Here is a 21,585-nt window from a genome sequence, read left to right as displayed (position 1 = left end):
CGCGAGGCGCAGGGGCGGATCAAGGAGGGTCCCGGGGCGGTGCGCTTACCCGGTTGCGGAGTCGATCTTCGCGACGATCGATTTGAGGATGTCGGGTGCCGCATTGGGCGGGACGCTGTTTCCGCAGACGTCAGCCTGCGCAATGACGTTGTTCCGCATGGTCAGGGCGTCTTGGCACATCCACCCGCCGCCGCCCTCACTGATCGCGGTCGTCTTGACAATGCCGTCGGAGTCGGTGACGTCGGTGATGGTCCAGAAAACGCGCTGCTCGTTCTCGCCCGGGGTGACCGTCATGTTGAGGGTGCGACCGCCGCACTTCTTCCACCGCTCGCTCTGCTTGGTGAAGAAGGTCTGGGCGATCTGGGCCTGGGGAAAGGCCGCCACCGACACCAGCAGACCGTGCTTGAGCTCGTTGGTGTCCATATCGGGCGGGCTGTACCAGCGCTGCCAACGAATGGCCGTCCACCCGGTGCCCGCATACACCGGACCTGAGGCGACCGAGCTGATCCCCTGGCAGTCCGCGTCCACCACAGTGGCGTCATCCATCGCCTCACCGTTGGCCACGACACCGAGCTCAGGATCGGCGACCGCCGCCGCCAGAACGTCTTGCCGCGGCAACAGACCCTCGATCTTGGCGGACGGCACCGGTGCCTTGTCCGAAGCGGACGCCGACGTCGATGTTGACGTAGAGGTCGACGTCGTGGAGCTCGATGACTTCGCAGCCGACTTGGCGGAGTTGTGGTGGCGGCCGTTTCCCGACACCGCCACGGTGATCACGACGCCGATCACGGCGATCACGGTTACGACGGCCAGCAGGACCCACAGGGTGCGGCGGTTGGGGCCATGCGGCCCTGGCGGGGGCCCGCCGAGCCCAGGCGGAAGCAGCGGTGGCGGGTAGTGGCCACCCGGGGCCGGCGGGAGCGGCCGGTTCATCGGCCCAAACGGCGGCTGGTTGTACGGATTGGGCGTCGGTCCGTGCGGTTCGCTCATGGGTGCCCCCACCTCCCCTCGGGGCCCATCGCAGGCGGACGGCCCGATTTTCCAGAGAGGTTATCAGCGGATGGGCTGTCACGGTCTGTACTGACCGTGCGACGCTGTACGCCGTGGCGGACGTCAGAACGCGCCTGGCTGCGGTGTGGCACTTCGTGCACACCGCCCCACTGACCTACCTGTGGTTGGCCGCACTGGGGGTCACCACGGTCATTCAGCACCTGGTCGGACGTCGCCTGCACACCATGCTCGTGGAGCAGTCCACCAACCTGCATCACCTGGCCACGGACCCGTTGGAGGTCCTGGTCTCGAGCCTGCTGTGGATCGACGGCAAGGACTGGTCGCCGTATCTGGTGCTGTTCACGCTGTTTCTGGCGCCGGCCGAGCATTGGCTGGGCCACCTGCGCTGGCTGATGGTCGGACTGTTGTCCCACGTCGGTGCCACCTATGTCAGCGAAGGTGCGCTCTACGTGCTGATCCATCTGCATCGCGAGTCCGAGCGGCTCACCTACGCGCGCGACATCGGGGTCAGCTATTTCCTGGCGGGAGTAATGGCAGTGCTGACCTATCGGATTCGACCGCCGTGGCGGTACGGCTATGTGGCCCTTTTGCTGATCATCTTCGCGGTGCCGCTGGCCATCAACCCCGACTTCACCGCGGTCGGCCACGCCGCGGCCGTCCTGATCGGATTGTGCTGTTACCCACTGACTCGCCACCATCCACTGCGACATCACCCGAGCACCGCCGACGGCCACTAGCCTGACTATCGCGAGCAGGGCGAGGAGGCAAGCGTGCGGCACTACTACAGCGTCGAGGCCATCCGTGCCGCTGAAGCACCACTGTTGGCCAGCCTGCCCGATGGTGTGCTGATGCGCCGGGCGGCGTTCGGCCTGACGATCGCGATCGCTCGGGAGCTGGCTGGGCGTACCGGCGGGATCGCGGGGCGCAGCGTGTGTGCGGTGGTGGGTTCCGGCGACAACGGTGGTGACGCGCTGTGGGCCGCGACCTTGCTGCGCCGACGCGGTACGGCGGCCAGCGCCGTGTTGCTGGAGCCCGATCGGGCCCACGCCAAGGGCCTCGCGGCGTTCCGCCGTGCCGGCGGCCGGATCGTCGCCGCGGTGCCCGCCGCAACGGATCTGGTGATCGACGGGGTGGTCGGCATCTCCGGGCGGGGCGCGTTGCGGCCGAACGCCGCCGCCGTCTTCGCCGCGGTCGATGCGGCGGGCATCCCGGTGGTGGCGGTCGATATTCCCAGCGGCCTGGACCCGCACACCGGTGCCGCGGACGGGCCCGCCGTCCACGCCGCCCTCACCGTCACCTTCGGTGGACTCAAACCGGTGCATGCCCTGGGGCAGTGTGGGCGCATCGAACTGGTCGAAATCGGGCTGGATCTGCCGGACACCGACATGCATTCCCTGACTGCAGCTGACGTCGAGGCGTGTTGGCCGGCGCCTGGCCCGCGCGACGACAAGTACACCCAGGGGGTCACCGGGATTCTGGCCGGATCGGCGACCTACCCCGGCGCGGCGATCTTGTGCGCCGGGGCGGCGGTGGCGGCCACCTCCGGGATGGTCCGTTATGCCGGAAGCGCCGACGCGCAGGTGGTTTCGCACTGGCCGGAGGTGATCGCGGCGGCCAGCCCGGCGGCCGCCGGTCGGGTGCAGGCGTGGGCGGTGGGCCCGGGTCTGGGCACCGGGGAACAGGCAGCAGCGGCCTTGTGGTTCGCGCTCGGCACCGACCTGCCGGTGATCGTCGACGCCGACGCGCTGACCATCGTGGCGGCCCACCCCGCGCTGGTGGCCGACCGGGCCGCTCCGACGGTGCTGACACCGCACGCCGGCGAATACGCCCGACTGGCCGGACATCCGCCCGGACCCGACCGAGTGGGCGCCGCGCGCACCCTGGCCGAACGATTTGGCGCCACCGTACTGCTCAAAGGCAACGTCACCGTCATCGCCGATCCGACCGGCCCGGTCTACCTCAACCCGGCCGGGGGATCCTGGGCGGCCACCGCGGGCTCCGGCGACGTCCTGTCGGGAATGATCGGCGCGCTGCTGGCGTCGGGCCTGCCGCCTGCCCAGGCCGCTGCCGCCGCCGCATTCGTGCACACCCGGGCCGCCGCGGCTTCGGCTGCCGACCCCGGACCCGGCGCCACCCCGACGTCGGCGTCGCGCATTCTTGCCCACATTCGCACCGCCCTGGCCCAGCTATAGAGGAGACATAAGTGACTCATTCCCACCCGTCCGTGCCGGCGCATGCCATCGCCCCCGCCTACACCGGACGGATGTTCACCTCGCCGGTCCCGGCCCTGCGGTTGCCCGACGACCCGATGGACCCGCAGGCCGCCTACCGCTTCATCCACGACGAGCTGATGCTCGACGGCAGTTCCCGGCTGAATCTGGCGACCTTCGTCACCACGTGGATGGACCCCGAGGCGTCGGCGCTGATGGCGGAGTCGTTCGACAAGAACATGATCGACAAGGACGAATACCCGGCCACGGCAGCCATCGAACAGCGCTGCGTATCGATGGTGGCCGACCTGTTCCACGCCGAGAATCTGCGCGACGACGATCCCGCCAGTGCGGTCGGGGTTTCCACGGTGGGGTCCAGCGAAGCGGTGATGCTGGGTGGGCTGGCCATGAAGTGGCGCTGGCGTGCGAAGGCAGGAAAGGACTGGAAGGGGCGCACCCCGAACCTGGTGATGGGCTCCAACGTCCAGGTGGTGTGGGAGAAGTTCTGCCGCTACTTTGACGTCGAACCCCGCTACCTGCCGATGGGTCAGGACCGCTACGTGATCACCCCCGAGCAGGTGATCGACGCCGTCGACGAGAACACCATCGGAGTGGTGGCCATCTTGGGCACTACCTACACCGGCGAACTCGAACCCGTCGAGCAGATCTGTGCGGCGCTGGACACCCTGGCCGCCGGCGGCGGGCCGGACGTGCCGGTGCACGTGGACGCGGCCAGCGGCGGATTCGTCGTGCCGTTTCTGCACCCGGGTATCAAGTGGGACTTCCGGCTGCCCCGGGTGGTGTCGATCAACGTCAGCGGCCACAAATATGGGCTGACCTACCCGGGCATCGGCTTTGTGGTGTGGCGCAACGCCGAAGAGCTGCCCGACGAGCTGGTGTTCCGAGTCAACTATCTCGGCGGGGACATGCCGACTTTCACGCTGAACTTCTCCCGGTCGGGAAATCAGGTCGTCGGGCAGTACTACAACTTCTTGCGGCTGGGCCGAGCCGGCTACACCGAGGTGATGCGGACCCTGTCCGACACCGCCCGCTGGTTGTCGCATCAACTCGCCGCCAGCGAACACTTCGAGGTGATCAGCGATGGTTCGGCGATCCCCGTGGTGAGCTGCCGTCTCGCCGGCGAGCGCGGGTACACCGAGTTCGATGTCTCCCACGAGTTGCGGACGTTCGGCTGGCAGGTCCCGGCCTACACCATGCCGGAAGGCGCCGAAGACGTCGCGGTGCTGCGGGTCGTGGTCCGTGAGGGGCTGTCGGCCGACCTTGCCCGTGCGCTCTTCGACGACATCATGAAGTCAGTGACCGCGCTGGACCGGCTCAAGCCCGCCGGTCACTACGACGATCAGCAGCATTTCTCGCACTGAGGTTTGACGTTGTTCCGCCGAGTGTGCGGTTTCGTTGGCAAAACAGCGCCCACGCCAACGAAACCGCACACTCAGCGCGGGGGCTCACCCGTCGGTCACCAGGTTCTCGGGCATCCGCGGTCGGCCAGCGTCACGGCGACTCGATCCAGGAACCTGTGTGGGTTCAGATGCAGCGTGCGGCTCGTCAGTCTGATCACGGTCCAGCCGAGTTCAGGCAAGACATTGAAGCGCTCGGCATCGCGTTCGCGCTGCTTGGGGTCGGTCCAATGGTGGGCACCCTCGAAGTCGACGCCCACCAGGTGCTCTTGCCAGCCCATATCGATGCGTGCGACGACGCGCCCGTAGCCGTCGTATACGGGGATCTGAGTCTGGGGGCGGGGGAAGCCGGCTCGCAGGAGAACCAACCGGGTCAACGACTCATACGGTGACTCGGCGCCGCCGTCGACGAGGTGCAGAGCCTCGTCCAGTTGCCGAAGGCCCCGAGCGCCGCGGTGCATGTCGGCCACCGCCGCGACCTCGACGACCTTGAGATCGGTGGCGTTCATCAGGGCGTCGATACGTGCCACGCCCTCGGTGGGCTCTAGACGCCTGCCCAGGTCGAACGCGGTGCGCGCTGCCGTGGTCACCGGTAGCCCGCGCGCCTTGCGTGTCTCGCCGGACAACACCACGTCGGTATGCACGTCGAGCAGCGGCGGCGATCGCCGGTTGGCGTGGATGAGCTCGGCGGGGGTATCGGGGTCGATCCACTTGGCGCCGAGCAGCGCCGAGGCAGACAGGCCGGCGAGCACCCCACGCCGGCGTGACCAGAGCCATGCGGCGTGAGCGCGGTGGATTGCCGTCATCTCCACATCACGCGGCAGCCAGACGCCGGGGTAGATACGTACGCAGTCGCGACGCAACCGCTCGGGCGTCGCGGCACCGGTGGTCAGCGCTTCTGACGCCCGAAACGCCCCTCGCGGTGTCGGCATGATCACCACGGTGGCACCGCGGGGGCCTCGGCGTTGACGTCGATCCACAGGGCGGCTCCGCCAGCGATGTCGAGTGTGCATTTTGGGCGGCTGGATCGGACCGCGGGCCAACCAAACCGCACGCTCGGCGGCCTGATAGGCCCAGCTTGCCCGTTCTGGGACAATCGAGGCTGACATGACTGCCGTATCCCGAACATCCGGCCTGCTCGCGCAAGCGCTGGTGGACCTGGACGCCATCGCGCACAACGTGCGGGTGCTGGTCGAGCACGCCGGGCCCGCCGGGGTGATGGCCGTGGTCAAGGCGGACGGTTACGGCCACGGCGCGGCGCCGGTCGCCCGGGCTGCGCTGGCCGCAGGCGCGGCCGAACTCGGGGTCGCCACCGTCGACGAGGCGCTGACCTTGCGCGCGGCCGGCATCACCGCGCCGGTGCTGGCGTGGCTGCACGGCCCACAGACCGACTTCGCTCCCGCGCTCGCCGCCGACGTGCAGATCGCCGTCTCCTCAGTGCGGCAGCTGAGCGCGCTGCTCGACGCGGTGGGGCGCACCGGGCGGACTGCGGGCGTGACGGTCAAGGCCGATACCGGCATGAGCCGCAATGGGGTGGGCGCTGCGGACTTCCCGGCACTGGTGAGTGCACTACGCCGGGCCGTCGCCGACGATGCAGTTCAGGTGCGTGGACTGATGTCACATCTGGCTTGCTCCGACGAGGTCACCAACCCGGCCAACGACCTGCAGGCTCAGCGCTTCGCCGAGCTACTCGGCGTGGCACGCGAGCACGGCCTGGAGTTTCCGGTCTCCCACCTGGCCAACTCGGCCGCCGCGATGACCCGTCCCGATCTGGCCTACGACATGGTTCGGCCCGGAATCGCGGTGTACGGCCTGAGTCCGATACCCGAGCGCGGCGACATGGGCCTGATACCGGCGATGACGCTGAAATCGACGGTGATCCTGGTGCGTCCGATCAAGGCCGGCGAGGCGGTCTCCTACGGGCGTACCTGGATCGCGCCGGTCGACACCACCGTGGCGCTGGTCCCGATGGGCTACGCCGATGGACTGTTCCGGCCGTTGAGCGGACGCTTTGACGTGCAGATCAACGGTCGGCGCCGGCGCAGTGTCGGGCGGGTGTGCATGGATCAATTCGTCGTCGACCTTGGTCCCGGTCCCGTGGATGTCAGCGAGGGAGACGAGGTCATCCTTTTCGGCTCCGGCGCAGGCGGTGAGCCACTGGCCCAGGACTGGGCCGACCAGCTGGGCACCATTCACTATGAGGTGGTGAACAGCCCGCGCGGGCGGGTTGCCAGGACGTATCGGGTAGCCGATGTCCGGTAAGCGGCGCGGATCGCGGCGGGCGGGCGGCTGGTTGGCGGGGATGGCCGGCCTGGCTGCCGTCGGGACGATCGCCGGGACCGCTATCGCGCGGTCGGTGACGCGACGCACTACCGTCGACGACGCGTACGCCGACGAGGATTTCGAAATCCTGGAACATGACCACAGCTCGGTGGTGGTGACCGACGACGGTGTCGAACTGGCGGTACGTGACACCGGCCCACGCAACGCACCATTGACAGTGGTGTTCGCGCACGGATTCTGCCTGCGCATGGGCTCCTTTCACTTTCAGCGGGCGCGGTTGGCGGCCGAGTGGGGGGATCAGGTGCGGATGGTCTTCTACGACCAGCGCGGCCATGGCGATTCCGGCGTCGCCCCGCCGGCCACCTACACCGTGCCGCGACTCGGCCAGGACCTGGAGGCGGTGCTGGCCGCGACCGTACCGCGCGGACCGGTAGTGCTGGTGGGGCATTCGATGGGTGGCATGACCGTGCTGTCGCACGCCCGGCAGTTTCCCGGGCGCTACGGCAGCCGGATTGTCGGCGCGGCCTTGATGTCGTCGGCAGCTAAAGGGGTTTCCCGGTCGCCGTTGGGAGAGATCCTGCGCAACCCCGCCCTGGAAGCGGTGCAGTTCAGTGTGCGCTACGTGCCGAATCTCGTGCACCGCGGCAGGGGCGCCGCACGCGGGGTGATCTCGCCGATCCTGCGGGCGGCCTCCTACGGCACCGACCAGATCAGCCCGAGTGTGGTGGCGTTCTCGGAGGAGATGATGCACGCCACTCCGGTCGCCACCATGGTGGGCTTCTTGCACGCCCTGGAGGTGCATGACGAGAGCGCCGGGCTGGCAATACTGGCCCACATCCCGACCCTGATCGCCTGCGGCGATCGCGACCTACTCACCCCGCCGGGGTACTCGCGGGCAATGGCGGCCACGCTATGGGATTGTGAGCTGGTGATCGTGCCCGGAGCCGGGCATCTGGTGCAGTTGGAGGAACCCGATGTCATCGACGATGCGCTGGTACGACTTGTCCAGCGGGCCACGCCGCGACGCACCATGCTGAGTCGCCGCCGGTCGCGTGGAAAGGCCGGGCGCAGTGGCTGATCCGCAGGAGGCGACCCTGGCCACCGCGGAGGACACCATGGCGCTGGGCGCCCGGCTGGGCGGTGGCCTGCGCGCCGGTGACGTGGTGGTGCTCTCAGGTCCGTTGGGCGCCGGAAAGACAGTGCTGGCCAAGGGCATAGCGCAAGCGCTCGACGTCGATGGCCCGGTCACCTCACCGACGTTCGTGCTGGCCCGCGAACATCGGCCTAAGCGATCGGACGCCCCGGCCATGGTCCACGTCGACCTCTATCGCCTGCTGGATGAGACGGGTCTGGATCTGCCCGCCGAGCTGGACTCCCTGGACCTCGACACCGAGCTCGACGATGCCGTGGTCGTGGTGGAGTGGGGCGAGGGGCTGGCCGAGCGGCTCTCCGCCCGGCACCTGGACATCCGGCTGGAACGTGCGGCGGACTCCGAGACGCGTACCGCGACCTGGCGGTGGTACGCGCCGTGACTCGCATGATTCTGACCATCGACACGGCTACCCCCGCCGTCACCGCGGGCCTGGTGAACCTCGATCAAGCCGGTCGACCGACCGTGCGGGCCGAGCGGGTCACCGTCGATGCCCGAGCTCACGCCGAACGGCTCACCCCCAATGTGCTGGGCGCGCTGGCCGACGCTGGCCGCAGCATGGCCGATGTGACTGCAGTCGTGGTGGGTTGCGGGCCGGGACCGTTCACCGGCCTGCGGGTCGGAATGGCCAGCGCCGCGGCCTACGGCCATGCGCTGGGCATCCCGGTGTACGGCGTGTGCAGCCTGGACGCGATCGGGGTGCGCACTACCGAGTCGACGCTGGTGGTCACCGACGCCCGCCGCCGGGAGGTCTACTGGGCCCGTTATCGCGACGGAGCCAGAGTGGCGGGCCCCGCGGTCTGCGCTCCGGCCGTGGTCGATCCCGCCGACGCTGTCTTGGTGGCCGGATCGCCTGCGCATACCGAGTTGTTCGGCCTGCCGGCCCTCGACATCGCCTATCCGACTCCTGCCGGACTGGTTGCCGCAGTGCGCGATTGGGACCACCCAACGGCTTCGCTGGTGCCGCTGTATCTGCGCCGTCCCGACGCTAAGCCGCCGATAGCCGCCGCTGCGCCGGTGCTGCTGGGCGCGTTGGTTCCGGGCGACGCGGTGCGTTGCGCCGAGCTGGAAGCCCAGTTGTTCGGCGGCGACGACCCGTGGCCCGCCGAGGCTTTCAGCCGGGCAATCGGTGCGCGAGACCATCACTATGTCGCCGCCCGGGTCGGTAATACGGTGGTGGGCTACGGCGGTATCGCACGGCTGGGCCGTACCCCGCCGTTCGAGTACGAGGTGCACACCATCGGAGTGGACAAGGCGCACCAGGGGCGGGGGATCGGCAGGCGCCTGCTCGCCGATTTGCTGGAGTATGCCGACGGTGGCGTGGTGCATTTGGAGGTCCGCACCGACAACACGCCGGCTATCGCGCTCTATCGCGACGTCGGCTTTGTGGAGACCGGACTGCGTAAGCGCTACTACCGCAATGGCGCCGACGCCTACACCATGCGGCGGGAGGGTCTCTCGTGACGCGCGCGACGGTAGTGTTGGCCATCGAATCCTCTTGTGATGAAACAGGAGTCGGTATCACGCGCCTGGAGTCCGACGGCACTCTGACGTTGTTGGCCGACGAGGTGGCCTCCAGCGTGGAGGAGCACACCCGTTTCGGAGGAGTGGTGCCCGAGATTGCGTCCCGCGCTCATCTGGAGGCCCTGGGGCCGACCATGCGCCGGGCGCTGGCGACCGCCGGAGTGGACAAGCCCGACGCAGTGGCTGTCACCATCGGGCCAGGCCTGGCGGGGGCGCTGCTGGTGGGGGCGGCCGCGGCCAAGGCCTACGCGGCGGCCTGGGGAGTGCCGTTCTACGCCGTCAACCACCTGGGCGGGCATCTGGCCGCCGACGTCTACGCGAACGGCCCATTACCGGAATGTGTGGGCCTGCTGGTCTCCGGCGGCCACACCCACCTGCTGCACGTGCGGTCGCTGGGGGAGCCGATCGTCGAGTTGGGCAGCACCGTCGACGACGCCGCCGGGGAGGCCTACGACAAGGTTGCCCGGCTGCTCGGGTTGGGCTATCCGGGAGGGCGTGCGCTGGACGAGCTGGCCCGCACCGGGGACCGCGGCGCGGTGGTGTTTCCCCGGGGAATGACCGGCCCGCGTGATGACCCCTACGTGTTCAGCTTTTCGGGGCTCAAGACCGCGGTGGCCCGCTATGTGGAGGGCCACCCCGACTTCGTCCCCGCCGACGTGGCGGCCGGTTTCCAGGAGTCTGTCGCCGACGTGCTGACTGCCAAGGCCGTGCGCGCGGCCACCGACCTGGGGGTGGGCACGTTGCTGATCGCCGGCGGGGTGGCGGCCAATTCCCGGCTGCGTGAGCTGGCCGAGCTGCGCTGTGCTGCGGCGGGGTTGACGTTGCGGATCCCGCCGTTGCGGTTGTGCACCGACAACGGGGCGATGATCGCGTCTTTCGCGGCGCATCTGATTGCCGCCGGAGCAGCGCCGTCGCCGCTGGATGTGGCGACCAATCCGGGGCTGCCGGTGGTGGCGGGCCAGATCACCTGATCTCGGCACCGGGGCCACCTTGAGTGCTAGCACTCTCACGTATAGAGTGCTAGGTGGCAGTCGGTCGATATCTCGCTCGGCACCCGCGACGACGACGCGAGAGTTGCACGAATGCCGAACACCTTAAGTAAGTACCTATCCGATGGGCTCGGCACATGCCGGGTCGCATCCAGACAATGTGGAGGGCTCCAATCGTGGCGAGCGTGAACATTAAGCCACTCGAGGACAAGATCCTCGTTCAGGCCAACGAGGCCGAGACCACGACCGCTTCCGGTCTGGTCATTCCGGACACCGCCAAGGAGAAGCCGCAGGAAGGCACCGTCGTTGCCGTCGGCCCCGGCCGGTGGGACGAGAGCGGCAGCAAGCGGATCCCGCTGGACGTCGCCGAGGGTGACGTCGTCGTGTACAGCAAGTACGGCGGCACCGAGATCAAGTACGGCGGCCAGGAATACCTGATCCTGTCCGCGCGCGACGTGCTGGCCGTTGTAAGCAAGTAGGCCGGCAGTAGCCACAAAGCAACCACCGTGCCCGCCCCGGAGATCCCCGTAATACGGGTGATGTCCGGGGCGGCACGCGTAGAGGAAAGAACTGAACAGCTATGAGCAAGCAGATTGAGTTCAACGAGGCCGCGCGCCGGGCAATGGAAGCCGGCGTGAACAAGCTCGCCGACGCAGTCCGGGTGACGCTGGGCCCGCGCGGTCGCACCGTGGTGCTAGCCAAGTCCTTCGGCGGTCCGACGGTAACCATGGACGGCGTCACCGTGGCCCGCGACATAGACCTCGAAGACCCGTTCGAGAACCTTGGTGCCCAGTTGGTGAAGTCGGTGGCCACCAAGACCAACGACGTGGCCGGCGACGGCACCACCACCGCCACCGTGCTGGCCCAGGCCATCATCTCCGGTGGGTTGCGCAACGTCGCGGCCGGCGCCAACCCGATCGCGCTGGGCGCCGGTATCGCCAAGGCCGCCGACGCGGTGTCCGAAGCGCTGCTGGCCGCAGCCATCCCGGTCTCCGGCAAGGAGTCCATCGCGCAGGTGGCCACCGTGTCCTCGCGTGACGAGGAGATCGGCGAGCTGGTCGGCGAGGCGATGACCAAGGTCGGCAGCGACGGTGTGGTCAGCGTGGAGGAGTCCTCGACGCTGTCCACCGAACTGGAGATCACCGACGGTGTCGGCTTCGACAAGGGCTTCCTGTCGGCGTACTTCGTCACCGACTTCGACTCGCAGGAAGCCGTCCTGGAAGACGCGCTGATCCTGCTGCACCGCGACAAGATCAGCTCGCTGCCGGACCTGTTGCCGGTATTGGAGAAGGTCGTCGAGGCAGGCAAGCCGCTGCTGATCATCGCTGAGGACGTCGAGGGCGAGCCGCTGTCCACCCTGGTGGTCAACGCGATTCGTAAGACGCTCAAGGCCGTTGCGGTCAAGGCGCCCTACTTCGGTGACCGGCGCAAGGCGTTCCTGGAGGACCTTGCGATCGTCACCGGCGCTCAGGTGATCAACCCCGACGTCGGCCTGACGCTGCGGGAGGCCGGGCTGGACGTGCTCGGTACCGCTCGCCGGGTCGTGGTCAGCAAGGACGACACCGTGATCATTGACGGTGCCGGGAGTGCTGAGGCCATCGCCGGGCGGGTCAAGCAGCTGCGCGCCGAGATCGAGGCGACCGATTCCGACTGGGACCGCGAGAAGCTCGAGGAGCGACTGGCCAAGCTGGCCGGCGGCGTAGCCGTGATCAAGGTTGGTGCTGCCACCGAGACCGCCCTCAAGGAGCGCAAGCACCGGGTCGAGGACGCGGTGGCCGCAGCCAAGGCTGCGGTCGAGGAGGGCATTGTCACCGGCGGTGGCACGGCATTGGTGCAGGCCCGTGCGGCGCTGTCGGAGCTGACCTCGTCGCTCAGCGGTGACGAGAAGCTGGGCGTGCAGGTATTTGCTGCCGCGCTGAGCGCGCCGCTGTTCTGGATCGCCGCCAACGCCGGCGTCGACGGTGCGGTGGTGACCAGCAAGGTCGCCGAGTTGCCGGCCGGGCAGGGCTTCAACGCCGCCACCCTGACCTACGGTGACCTGGCCGCCGACGGCGTTATCGACCCGGTCAAGGTGACCCGCTCCGCGGTGCTCAACGCCGCCTCGGTGGCGCGGATGATCCTCACCACTGAGGCCGCCGTGGTCGACAAGCCCGTCGACGCCGACGAGCACGCAGGGCACGGCCACCACGGGCACGCGCACTAAGTAGTTCGCAGCGAAACACCCCCGGTCCCGATGGGCGGTTTCTAGGGGTCGTCGCAACACTGCTGGTTAGTTGGCCAGTAGTAGATCACGCAAGCGCTCGGCTGGGGTGTCCCAGCCGAGCGTTTTGCGTGGGCGGCCGTTGAGTTCTTGGGCGACGTGTTCGAGGTCTTCGGGTCCGTAGATGCTCAGGTCGGTTCCTTTGGGGAAGTACTGCCGCAGCAGTCCGTTGGTGTTCTCGTTGCTGCCACGCTGCCAGGGGCTGGCCGGATCGCAGAAATAGACGGCCATGTCGGTGGCCATGCTGAACTGCTTGTGTCCGGCCATCTCGGCGCCTTGGTCCCAGGTCAGTGACCCCCGCAGATGCGCCGGCAGGGTGCTCATAGTCGCAATCAGTGCATCGCGCACGGTCTGGGCGTCATGCTCGTGGGGTAGGTGCAGCAGCATCGTGTAACGAGTCGTTCGCTCCACGAGGGTGCCGATCGCGGTTTGGTTCTTCTCCCCGGTGATCAGATCGCCTTCCCAATGCCCGGGGATCGCACGGTCTTCGACTTCGGCGGGGCGGTCGCTGATCATCACCATCGGGTCGGTGAACCGCTGATAGCGTTCGCCCTCTTTGCGGTGCGGTTTACGTCTCGTTCGTCCGGTCCGAAGTGCTTGCTGCACTTCTCGTTTCAAGCTACCTCGGGCCTGGAAGTAGAGGGCCTGGTAGATCGTTTCGTGGCTCACCCACATGCTCTCGTCGTCGGGATGATCCCGGCGCAGGCGGCGCGAGATCTGCTCCGGTGAGAGCTTGCGCGATAAGCCTTCCTCGACCGCCTCCCGCAGGACCGTGTTCACCACCAGTTTGGACTGCTTGGGCCGCGCCCGGGCCGCCACTGCCACACGATCGGCCTGATACGGCAGATATCGGCCATCAATGCTGTGTCTGCGGACCTCCCGCGAGACGGTGGAGACGTTCTTGCCGATCCGGTCGGCGATCGCCCGCAGCGAATCCCTCCCGAGCAGGCCATCGGCGATCGCTACCCGATCCTCGATCGACAGATACCGGCCGTCAATCGCCGGCGGCCCGGCGTCATCGCAGGTCACACTGGTCACAGGCTGTTTGTAGACGGTGCCGTGGTTGTAGTCCACGACCCGGCCATCGGGATAGATCCGCGTGTTGTTGACGTGGCGAATCCCTGGCGCCAGTCCCGCGCGGTCCGTACGTTCACACCGACCTCACGAGCTGCCTGCGCGGTTGACCAGCCGGCCGCGAGCAGCTCCATGCAACGACGTTTGGCCTCGTCCTTGCCCTTCGGCGGGATCTTCTCGGTGGTGACCAAACCCTCGACGACCAATATTCGACGCGCCACCGAATGCGATACCCGACAGGCTTTTGCCGCCTGATTGATCGAGCCCGTCTTGTCGAATACGGCCACGATGACGTCCCGATCGGCAACCCCACGCTGATCACCACGCTTGCCAGGACCCCGGGCCTGCCCGGCGGGCCGGCCGATAGCCCGCAGAATCGCATAGCACCGATCACCGGACAGGCCGACCGCGACCGCAGCCTCCTTAACCGGAACCCCAGCATCGACCAACTTCGCTAGCTGGTCACCGAACCGCGCACAGTCCTCCAAAAACGACATGGTCGCCGCAACCTCTCAATCGAGAGTGTTGCGACGACCATGTGAACCCGCCATGGGCCGGGGGTGTTTTCGTTTGGGGGTCAGGTGGCGAAGTGGAACAACCCGTACCAGACCACGAAGGCGAACACCGCGAGCCCGCCGGTCAGCGCCAGGGTGAATTGGCGCCCGGTCAGGACCTTCTCCTTGATGATCACCGTGCCGATCAGCAGGCAGATCGGGTAGTAGAGCAGCATCGCGGTGATCAGGCCGGGTGAGTATCGATTGAGGATCGGCGTCATGCCCAGGTGAAACAGTGCGTCCCAGAATAGGTTTGCGCTGGCGAAGACAACCAGTGCAACGCTGCGGACCAGAGCCCGCCGCCGGTAGTTCACCGAGACGAGCGTCACCAGAATCGCCATAAAGGCGAGGTTGTTGAAGGCGAACGCGACGTTGTCGAAGCGGCCGTGGACGTCGTGGGTGACCCAGGCCGGAAATCCGCCCAGGTATTCCTCGGCGATGTGCAGCAGGTAGGCGGCCGGCATCAGCCAGATGACGTTGCGGAAGCCGGGCAGGGTCACGATGGCGCGGGGCCGTGTCGCCCCGCCGTGGGGGTGCACGTCATCGTCGGTCATGCCGACGATCATCGCGCATCACATGTTTTTCAATGCAGGTTTCCCGCCCGGCGTGCTTGACGCGCCGCCTTACCCGGGCGCACTGTGATACACGTCATAAGTCGACTGGTTCGGTAAAGGCGGCAGCTCATGAGCACGCGCGACAAGTACACGACCGTGCCCGACCCCTACTCCTGGCAGGTCGCCAGCGTCGGGGACACACGCTTCACCTGGGAGTACGACGACGGGCGGGCCCGGCTGCTGTCGCTGTATCAAAAGGGCAAGGACAAGCAGTGGGATGCCCAATTGCGCATCGATTGGGATCAAGATGTCGACCCGATGAATCCGATCGGTTTGCCCGACGACTTTCATCCCCTGTTCGGCAGCCCCATCTGGAACGCCGCAGACGACAAGCGCCGCGCCGAGATGCGCCAGCACCATCAGTCCTGGCAGTTCTCGCAGTTCTTGCACGGCGAGCAGGGTGCGATGGTGTGTGCGGCCAAGATCGTCGAGGTCGTGCCGGATCTGGACGCGAAGTTCTACGCGGCCACCCAAACCATGGACGAGGCCCGGCACGTCGAGGCGTTCTCACGGTTCTTGCAGGACAAGGCTGAGATGGTCTACCCGGTAAACCAGCACTTGACTGCCCTGTTGGGCGACACCCTGCGTGACTCGCGTTGGGATATGCCCTATCTGGGCATGCAGGTCCTCATCGAGGGGCTGGCGCTTGCCGCGTTCGGCGTGCTGCGGGACGTGTCGGCGGAGGGCTCGCTGGCCAAGCAGATATTGGCCTACGTCATGCAGGACGAGGCCAGGCACGTCGCGTTCGGCCGAATCTCCTTGAAGGACTACTACTCTGCGTTGACCGAGGCAGAGCGCGGTGAGCGTGAAGAGTTCGTCGTGGACGCCTGCTACCTGATGCGTGACCGGTTCCGGGGCGAAGAGGTCTTTGAGACTCTCGGCCTGAATGTCAAAGAATGTGCGGAGTGGGTCGACGCGTCGCCGTTGATGACCCAGTTCCGCTCACACCTGTTCAGCCGGATCGTGCCGATCGTCAAGGACATCGGACTATGGGGTCCCAAGGTGCAGAAGGCATTCCGGGACATGGGTGTGCTCGACATGGGCGGATTCGACATCGACGCGCTGATGAAAGCCGATGAGGACCAGGCCGAGTCCCTGGACCGTGCGCATGCCGAGATGGCCGAGCGTGCCGTGGAGGTCAACGAGGTGATCGCCGCGGGCGCCGGCTGAGGCAGTCCGGTCAAGGGTGCGGCGTCGCCAACAGTCCTGTCGAGGCGAATTTCAGTCCGGCTCGTAGGTCCTCGAGCGAAATGGGGTCGTCGGACTCGATGTAGCGCATGGTGGTCGCGACGGCCATGTTGAAGAACAACCACGCCAGCGCTCTTGGGCTCAGTTCATCGCGGTACTGGCTGCGGTAGTGACTCATGTGCAGCGTGGTCATCGCCAACAAGGTGGCATTGAGTCCGGAGACGTTCTCGAAGGCGCGCAGGTGATCGGGCCGTTGCGCGAGATAGCGGATCAGCCGGCGGTTGGCGATCGTGTAGTCGATGAGGATGTCGATCGATGCCTCCATGGCCGAGGCCGGCCTGTCCAGGGTGATCGCCCGGAGCATGTCCTCGATCGCGGGAGCCTGTTCGCCCGCGAGCTGCTCGACCGCTGCGTCGATGATCTGGTCTTTGTTCGTGAAGTACTGGTAGATCGATCCCTTGCTGATGTCGGCCTTCTCGGCGATCAGGTTGGTGGTGATCTGCTCGGGCGGATAGCGGTGCAGCAACGAGGCTGTCGATGTCACTATTTTTGCGACCATCTCACGGGAACGAGCTTGTTGCGGCGCCTTGCGACGCCTTGAACTGGTGCTATTGCCCTCCACGTGTTCCTCCTAACGCGACTTGTACGCGACCGTATGTGCACATTAGCGTCGGCGCCACCATGCCAGGGAAGGGACGACAGGCAAGCCGATGACTTCTACGCCGGATCTTGATGCCCGCCAGCTCGCCGAGGACGTCGAGGAGATCGAGGACCTCGAGCAGATCGAACTCATCCCGCCGGATTCGCTGATGGCCGAGCACACCGGACGGTGGACGTTTCTCATCCTCGAGGGCGCGGCGTTCATGATGCAGGCGATGCATCCGATCATCGCCGAGGTCACCGGTCAATACTCCGCGGCCTTTCACGGCGACCCGGGCGGCCGTGCGATCCGCTCGGTCGACTCCGTCCTGCGGTGGACCTACGGCGGAACCGAGGCGAGAGCCGAAGGCGATCGCGTTCGCGCCCTGCACAAGCCGATCACCATGAAGAGCGCCGAAACCGGAAAGCAGATCAGCGCGCTGAATCCCGAGGCCTATCAGTGGGTGATCGCCACCGGTTACATCATCAACGCCCAGGCGGGCCGGCTGATGATCGGCCGCGAATTCACCAACGCAGAAAAGGACGAGCTGCTGCGCGACAACCGGCGGCTGGCCCGACTGCTTCACGTTCCGATGCGTGGCTACCCCGAAACGCAGCAGGAGATGGCCGACTACTACGAGCGAATGGTCGACACGCTGGCGGGCACCCCGCAGGCGCTACAGCTGATCGCCGATCTGCAGTCCGGTCAGACCGAATTGCCGCCCGCCGTGCCGAAGCTGTTGGCGCCGCTGGTGCAGGGCGCGCTGCGGCCCGCTATGCGGTTCAACTATCTGTCGGTGGTAGGGCTGCTGGACCCGCGTCTTCGCGAGAAGCTCGGCGTCACCTGGAGCCCCGAAGAGGAGCGTCAGCTCACCCGGGTTTACACCGCCATTCGAATCGCCTACCGGGTACTGCCCGACCGGCTGACCTACTTCCCCCTGGCCTACCACGCCCGCAAGCATCACGAGTGTCTGCAGAAGATGAAGCAGCGCCAGGAGAAGTCCTTCGCCTATCACCTGCCCAAGAGCACGGCCTAGCGCACCAGCGGCCCTAATCTATTGCATTGGTTATCAATTCAATTCTCTGTGCTGGCGCCAGGCTGTTTCCCATCGTGTGATTAGGGGCCGCGGAAAACGGGTATGGATCCGACGCGACGTTGACCACGACGGCGCTGACGACGTTGAGAAGGAGATCACCATGAACGCAGTGGCGGCCACCGAATTCCTGGCCCGTTCCACAACGTTGACCAGTGTCGGGTGGATCGGCTATATCGTGATCGGCGGGATTGCCGGCTGGATCGCCGGCATGGCCATGAAGACCAAGTATGGTTTGGCCGCCGATGTGGTGGTGGGGGTCGTCGGAGCGTTGATCGGCGGGTTCCTGCTCAGCTTTGTCGTCGACACGGCAAGCGGTGGTTGGTGGTTCACCTTGTTCACCGCAGTCTTGGGCGCGATCATTTTGCTCTGGCTGCTGCGCCTGTTCGGGCGTGAGGCGTAAGGCGTATGGAAGGAATGACGATGGTGAAAAGCGTTGCGTTTGCGGCCATGGCGTTGGGGGTGCTGATCTCCAGCGGTTGTTCTGCCTCGGAGGTGATCAACACCGGCGGGGACACGAGGTGCAAGGACTTCGTCGAACAGGACCAGAAGAAGCAGGACGATGAGATCGCCAAGATGCTGAAGGACCACAGCGGGGCCGAGCCCTCGAATCTGGAGATTTCGGCAACGCGGCTGTCGGTATCGACCTACTGCAAGACGCTGGGTGCGCCGGACAGCAAGATTTCCGAGGCGCCGCACGGCTGATCGGGGGCCGTCCTACTTGACGGTGATTCCGGCATCGATCGGGAGCGTGATCCCGGTGATGTAGCGGCCGGAATCGCCGCAGAGGTAGACCATGGCTTCGCTCACGTCGGCAGCGTCGATGAGTTCCACCGGCAGAATCGCGTGCAATGCGGACGTGGCCTCGGGGAATTCCTCGATGAACTGCTCAAACGCCGCGTTCATCAGCATCGGTGTGGCGACCCCGGTGGGGTGTACGGAGTTGACTCGAATGTTCTTTTCGGCCAACGATGTCGCGTAGTAGCGCATCAGGCCCACCACTCCGTGCTTGGCGGCGTGATAGCCGGCGAAGCCATGGCTGCGAATGCTGAACCGCGGGCACAGGCTGTTGAGGCCAGCAGTCGAACTGGTGATGACGATGGCGCCGCCGTCGCCGTGGTCCACCATCGCCGGCAGGGCGGCCTCGACGGTGTAGTAGAGGCCGTTGAGCAGGACATTCACCGCGTCGACGAAAGCCGTTATCTCGTTGCGCTGCTGGCCGAAGCAGGCCAACGTTCCGGCGTTGGCGAGCACAAAGTCGATTCGGCCCAGTTCTGCGATCCCCTCGGCGACGATGGCCTTCAGCCTGTCGAAGTCGCGAACATCGCCTTGTTCGGCGACGATCCTGCGGCCGGTCTTCTCGACAAGATTGACGGTCTCGTCGAGGTCCTCCGGCGCGGCCATCGGATAGGCGACGCTGTCGATCTGGTCGCAGATGTCGACGGCGATGATGTCGGCGCCTTCCTGAGCAAACCGGAGCGCGTGTGCGCGGCCCTGCCCACGAGCGGCGCCAGTGATGAACGCGACCTTGCCGTCGAACTGGCCAGCCATGGAGGTCTCCCTACCTGATGGGCTCAGTATGCGGCGGGGACGGCCGGATGGCCGGGGTTTGACCGAGGCGAATGCCTAGGGGAGCGAGCAGCCCCCGGAAGACCGGGGGCTGCTCAGGGTACCCACGGGCCGCGGAGGTGAAGCCGCGGTCCGGCCGGGAAGAATCAGCCGCTGGGCCGCAGATTGCAGCGCAACGCCGCGTGCCGCTCGGCTTCGGACATGCCGCCCCAGATTCCGTAGGGCTCGCCCACCGCGAGCGCGTGCGTCCGGCACTGCTCGAGCACCGGGCAGCTGCGGCACCACTTCTTGGCGTTCTGTTCACGCTGGGCGCGGGCGCGACCGCGTTCGCCGTCGGGGGGGAAGAACACCGACGAGTCCACCCCTCGGCAGGCTCCGCGGAGCTGCCAATCCCACACGTCCGCATTGCGGCCGGGCAACTGCTCAACCTGTGGCATGGGAACCCCTCTCAAAACGCTGGGCGGCCGGATCGGTCTGAGGCGGCCTGTCGAGCGGTGGGTGCTGTGCGTAAAACAGCGCCGGCTGGATTCCGGCGCCGAGGGGGACGGTAACTAAACGATCTGAAGTAATACCAACGCGATCGTTAAGAAAGGCTGGCCTAAAAGAGTGGACATTCCGTGAACGTGGATGTTATTCCGCATTCTGCGGGTGGTGATGCCATGACGGGACCGCGTAAGGTCGCGCAGCGATGACTGAAGACCTAGATGCAGCCCTGACGGCGGCCGCGTTCGGCGAGGATCCGGGGCGCTGGCCGCTTCCCGCGGCGACCACTGGCCGACAGCGCTGGTTGCGCGCCGTGGCGGCCGGCGGCCAGGGGCGCTATGCCACTGCCGTTGCCGACCTGACGGCGTTGGTGCGCGAGGCCCCGGCCGGGCCGCTGGCGTCGTTGGCCTACAGCACCCGGGGTTCGTTTCTGCGCCAGCTCGGCGGACACGACCTGGCGCGCGGCTTCGACGGCCGGGCGCTGGCGCTGGCCGGCGATGACGTCACCGCACGTTCGGATGCGTTGGTCGGGCTGGCCGCCGACGCCCTGGGCGTCGGGCGTTTCGCCGTGTCGGCGGCCCTATTGGAGCTGGCCCCGGCGGAGCCGCGCGGCGCGACGGCCCGGCTGGCGGTCCGTCGGCACTGGGTGACCGCGGAGTTGGCGATGGTCACCGGCGACGGCGCCACCGCGGTGCGCAACGCCGAACAGGCCCTTGAGCTGGCCGATGACGTCATGGTGCGGCACCGGGTGAAGAGTCAGGTGGTGCTGGCCGGGGCGCTGTGCTGCGCGGGAAACATCGAGCGGGCCCGCGCCGTGGCCGAAGCCGCACTGGAGGAAACCGGGCGGCGGGGTCTGATCCCGTTGCGATGGGCACTGGCCTGCATGTTGGTCGATGTCGGCAGTGCTACCCGGACACCCGAAGAGCTACGCGGCGTCCGTGACGACGCCGCAGAATTGGTACGCCAACGTGGTGGTGACTGGCGACGGTCCTGATCAGCGGTAGCCGTCGGCTTCCGAGGTTGCGCCGTTGAGCGACGCGTCGGCGTAGCCGCGGCAGTAATCCCACGTCACGTAGCTGTCCGGCTCCGGGTCGTAGGCAGGCTCGTGCGGGCGGACGGTGCCGTCGATCAGCAACTGCAGGAGATTGGCCCGCAGCATGTCCCAGTCGTGGTAGTGGTCCTGCTGGCAATCGTCACAGCACACCACCAGGCCGCGAATTCCGCGGTGCGCCAGCAGTGCTTCGTAGACCGCCAGATCGGCGAGATCTGCTTCGACGGCGCTGCGCTCCTGTGGGTCCAGCGGCTGGCCCGGTTCGACGGCGTCCAGTGCGGCCGAGGGATCATGCGGATCGTCGGCGAACGGGTCGGGCGGCAAACCGGGTGGCAGGTGGTCACGCACGCCCATCAGGGTACGCAGTCGCACTGACAGAACGCCAGCGGTGGGCGAAGAGACTCGTTCGGCGGCCAAGGTGGTGGCGGGCGAAAGCATCCCCGCGCCGCGATTAAGATGGGGTTCTCACCCCGG

Annotated in this window: 22 protein-coding genes and 1 pseudogene; 15 read left to right on the top strand and 8 right to left on the bottom strand. The window is 66.9% G+C overall.

Annotated features, from left to right (window positions below; all coding sequences use genetic code 11):
* Positions 1-45 precede the first annotated feature (45 nt).
* Positions 46-990, bottom strand: a complete 945-nt coding sequence (locus G6N09_RS04670; RefSeq protein ID WP_083026719.1) for a sensor domain-containing protein — start codon at positions 988-990, stop codon at positions 46-48.
* A 113-nt stretch (positions 991-1,103) separates the two neighbouring features.
* On the opposite strand from G6N09_RS04670, the gene G6N09_RS04665 reads away from it, so the two are divergent.
* From G6N09_RS04665 to G6N09_RS04655, 3 genes are read left to right on the top strand one after another with little or no spacing between them, the layout of a single operon-like run.
* The gene (locus G6N09_RS04665; RefSeq protein ID WP_083026718.1) at positions 1,104-1,748 is read left to right on the top strand and encodes a rhomboid-like protein; all 645 of its coding nucleotides are present in this window, start codon (positions 1,104-1,106) and stop codon (positions 1,746-1,748) included.
* 33 nt (positions 1,749-1,781) lie between these two features.
* On the top strand, positions 1,782-3,203 hold the full coding sequence (locus G6N09_RS04660; protein WP_083026717.1) for an NAD(P)H-hydrate dehydratase: 1,422 nt from the start codon (positions 1,782-1,784) through the stop codon (positions 3,201-3,203).
* Positions 3,204-3,214: 11 nt separating this feature from the next.
* Positions 3,215-4,603: a glutamate decarboxylase gene (locus G6N09_RS04655; protein ID WP_083026716.1), complete on the top strand. Its 1,389-nt coding sequence runs from the start codon at positions 3,215-3,217 to the stop codon at positions 4,601-4,603.
* 95 nt (positions 4,604-4,698) lie between these two features.
* On the opposite strand, the gene G6N09_RS04650 is transcribed toward G6N09_RS04655, so the two are convergent.
* Positions 4,699-5,571 (bottom strand): hypothetical protein, encoded by an 873-nt coding sequence (locus G6N09_RS04650; RefSeq protein ID WP_083026795.1) that lies wholly within the window; start codon positions 5,569-5,571, stop codon positions 4,699-4,701.
* Positions 5,572-5,746: 175 nt separating this feature from the next.
* Here G6N09_RS04650 and alr point away from each other — a divergent pair, with 175 nt between their 5' ends.
* The 7 genes from alr (at position 5,747) to groL (ending at position 12,788) form a co-directional block, all read left to right on the top strand.
* Positions 5,747-6,901, top strand: a complete 1,155-nt coding sequence (gene alr, locus G6N09_RS04645; RefSeq protein ID WP_083026715.1) for an alanine racemase — start codon at positions 5,747-5,749, stop codon at positions 6,899-6,901.
* Entirely contained in the window at positions 6,891-8,000 is a 1,110-nt protein-coding gene (locus tag G6N09_RS04640) for an alpha/beta fold hydrolase (protein WP_109558959.1), read from the top strand. Before alr ends, G6N09_RS04640 begins: the two co-directional genes overlap by 11 nt.
* A 37-nt stretch (positions 8,001-8,037) precedes the next feature.
* A complete protein-coding gene (gene tsaE / locus G6N09_RS04635; protein ID WP_234807052.1) occupies positions 8,038-8,454 on the top strand; it encodes a tRNA (adenosine(37)-N6)-threonylcarbamoyltransferase complex ATPase subunit type 1 TsaE in 417 nt (138 codons plus the stop codon).
* A gap of 5 nt (positions 8,455-8,459) precedes the next feature.
* Positions 8,460-9,536, top strand: coding sequence for a tRNA (adenosine(37)-N6)-threonylcarbamoyltransferase complex dimerization subunit type 1 TsaB (tsaB, locus tag G6N09_RS04630; RefSeq protein ID WP_179959896.1), 1,077 nt, complete (start codon positions 8,460-8,462; stop codon positions 9,534-9,536).
* The gene (gene tsaD, locus G6N09_RS04625) at positions 9,533-10,567 is read left to right on the top strand and encodes a tRNA (adenosine(37)-N6)-threonylcarbamoyltransferase complex transferase subunit TsaD (protein ID WP_083026713.1); all 1,035 of its coding nucleotides are present in this window, start codon (positions 9,533-9,535) and stop codon (positions 10,565-10,567) included. The genes tsaB and tsaD overlap by 4 nt, the downstream gene beginning before the upstream one ends.
* Positions 10,568-10,761: 194 nt before the next feature.
* A complete protein-coding gene (groES, locus tag G6N09_RS04620) occupies positions 10,762-11,064 on the top strand; it encodes a co-chaperone GroES (protein ID WP_046189113.1) in 303 nt (100 codons plus the stop codon).
* 101 nt (positions 11,065-11,165) lie between these two features.
* A complete protein-coding gene (groL, locus tag G6N09_RS04615; RefSeq protein WP_083026712.1) occupies positions 11,166-12,788 on the top strand; it encodes a chaperonin GroEL in 1,623 nt (540 codons plus the stop codon).
* 66 nt (positions 12,789-12,854) lie between these two features.
* Here groL and G6N09_RS04610 read toward each other — a convergent pair.
* Positions 12,855-14,053, bottom strand: a pseudogene (locus G6N09_RS04610) (IS30 family transposase).
* Between the two features lie 443 nt (positions 14,054-14,496).
* Entirely contained in the window at positions 14,497-15,027 is a 531-nt protein-coding gene (locus tag G6N09_RS04600) for an HXXEE domain-containing protein (RefSeq protein WP_163752656.1), read from the bottom strand.
* A 129-nt stretch (positions 15,028-15,156) separates the two neighbouring features.
* Here G6N09_RS04600 and G6N09_RS04595 point away from each other — a divergent pair, with 129 nt between their 5' ends.
* Positions 15,157-16,257: a ferritin-like domain-containing protein gene (locus G6N09_RS04595; RefSeq protein ID WP_083023517.1), complete on the top strand. Its 1,101-nt coding sequence runs from the start codon at positions 15,157-15,159 to the stop codon at positions 16,255-16,257.
* A 10-nt stretch (positions 16,258-16,267) separates the two neighbouring features.
* Here G6N09_RS04595 and G6N09_RS04590 read toward each other — a convergent pair whose 3' ends face one another.
* Positions 16,268-16,834, bottom strand: coding sequence for a TetR/AcrR family transcriptional regulator (locus G6N09_RS04590; protein WP_083023520.1), 567 nt, complete (start codon positions 16,832-16,834; stop codon positions 16,268-16,270).
* 151 nt (positions 16,835-16,985) lie between these two features.
* On the opposite strand from G6N09_RS04590, the gene G6N09_RS04585 reads away from it, so the two are divergent.
* The 3 genes from G6N09_RS04585 to G6N09_RS04575 all read left to right on the top strand — a co-directional run bounded on the left by G6N09_RS04585 (position 16,986) and on the right by G6N09_RS04575 (position 18,713).
* Entirely contained in the window at positions 16,986-17,951 is a 966-nt protein-coding gene (locus tag G6N09_RS04585) for an oxygenase MpaB family protein (RefSeq protein WP_083023521.1), read from the top strand.
* 160 nt (positions 17,952-18,111) lie between these two features.
* Positions 18,112-18,411 carry a GlsB/YeaQ/YmgE family stress response membrane protein gene (locus G6N09_RS04580; RefSeq protein ID WP_083023905.1) on the top strand — a complete coding sequence of 100 codons (300 nt, stop codon included), beginning with the start codon at positions 18,112-18,114 and terminating at the stop codon, positions 18,409-18,411.
* Between the two features lie 20 nt (positions 18,412-18,431).
* Positions 18,432-18,713, top strand: coding sequence for a hypothetical protein (locus G6N09_RS04575; protein ID WP_083023907.1), 282 nt, complete (start codon positions 18,432-18,434; stop codon positions 18,711-18,713).
* A 12-nt stretch (positions 18,714-18,725) separates the two neighbouring features.
* Here the strand turns inward: G6N09_RS04575 and G6N09_RS04570 are convergent, their stop codons facing one another.
* Positions 18,726-19,559, bottom strand: coding sequence for a mycofactocin-coupled SDR family oxidoreductase (locus G6N09_RS04570; RefSeq protein WP_083023524.1), 834 nt, complete (start codon positions 19,557-19,559; stop codon positions 18,726-18,728).
* Positions 19,560-19,723: 164 nt separating this feature from the next.
* Entirely contained in the window at positions 19,724-20,014 is a 291-nt protein-coding gene (locus tag G6N09_RS04565) for a WhiB family transcriptional regulator (RefSeq protein WP_046189106.1), read from the bottom strand.
* Between the two features lie 251 nt (positions 20,015-20,265).
* Here G6N09_RS04565 and G6N09_RS04560 point away from each other — a divergent pair, with 251 nt between their 5' ends.
* Positions 20,266-21,054, top strand: coding sequence for a hypothetical protein (locus tag G6N09_RS04560; RefSeq protein ID WP_083023526.1), 789 nt, complete (start codon positions 20,266-20,268; stop codon positions 21,052-21,054).
* Here the strand turns inward: G6N09_RS04560 and G6N09_RS04555 are convergent, their stop codons facing one another.
* Positions 21,055-21,459 (bottom strand): DUF5319 domain-containing protein, encoded by a 405-nt coding sequence (locus G6N09_RS04555; protein WP_046189125.1) that lies wholly within the window; start codon positions 21,457-21,459, stop codon positions 21,055-21,057.
* Positions 21,460-21,585: the final 126 nt, after the last annotated feature.

Source organism: Mycolicibacter minnesotensis, from assembly GCF_010731755.1.
Taxonomy (GTDB): domain Bacteria; phylum Actinomycetota; class Actinomycetes; order Mycobacteriales; family Mycobacteriaceae; genus Mycobacterium; species Mycobacterium minnesotense.
Note: the sequence above shows the minus strand (reverse complement) of the source record. Positions and strands in the feature narration are given on the sequence as shown.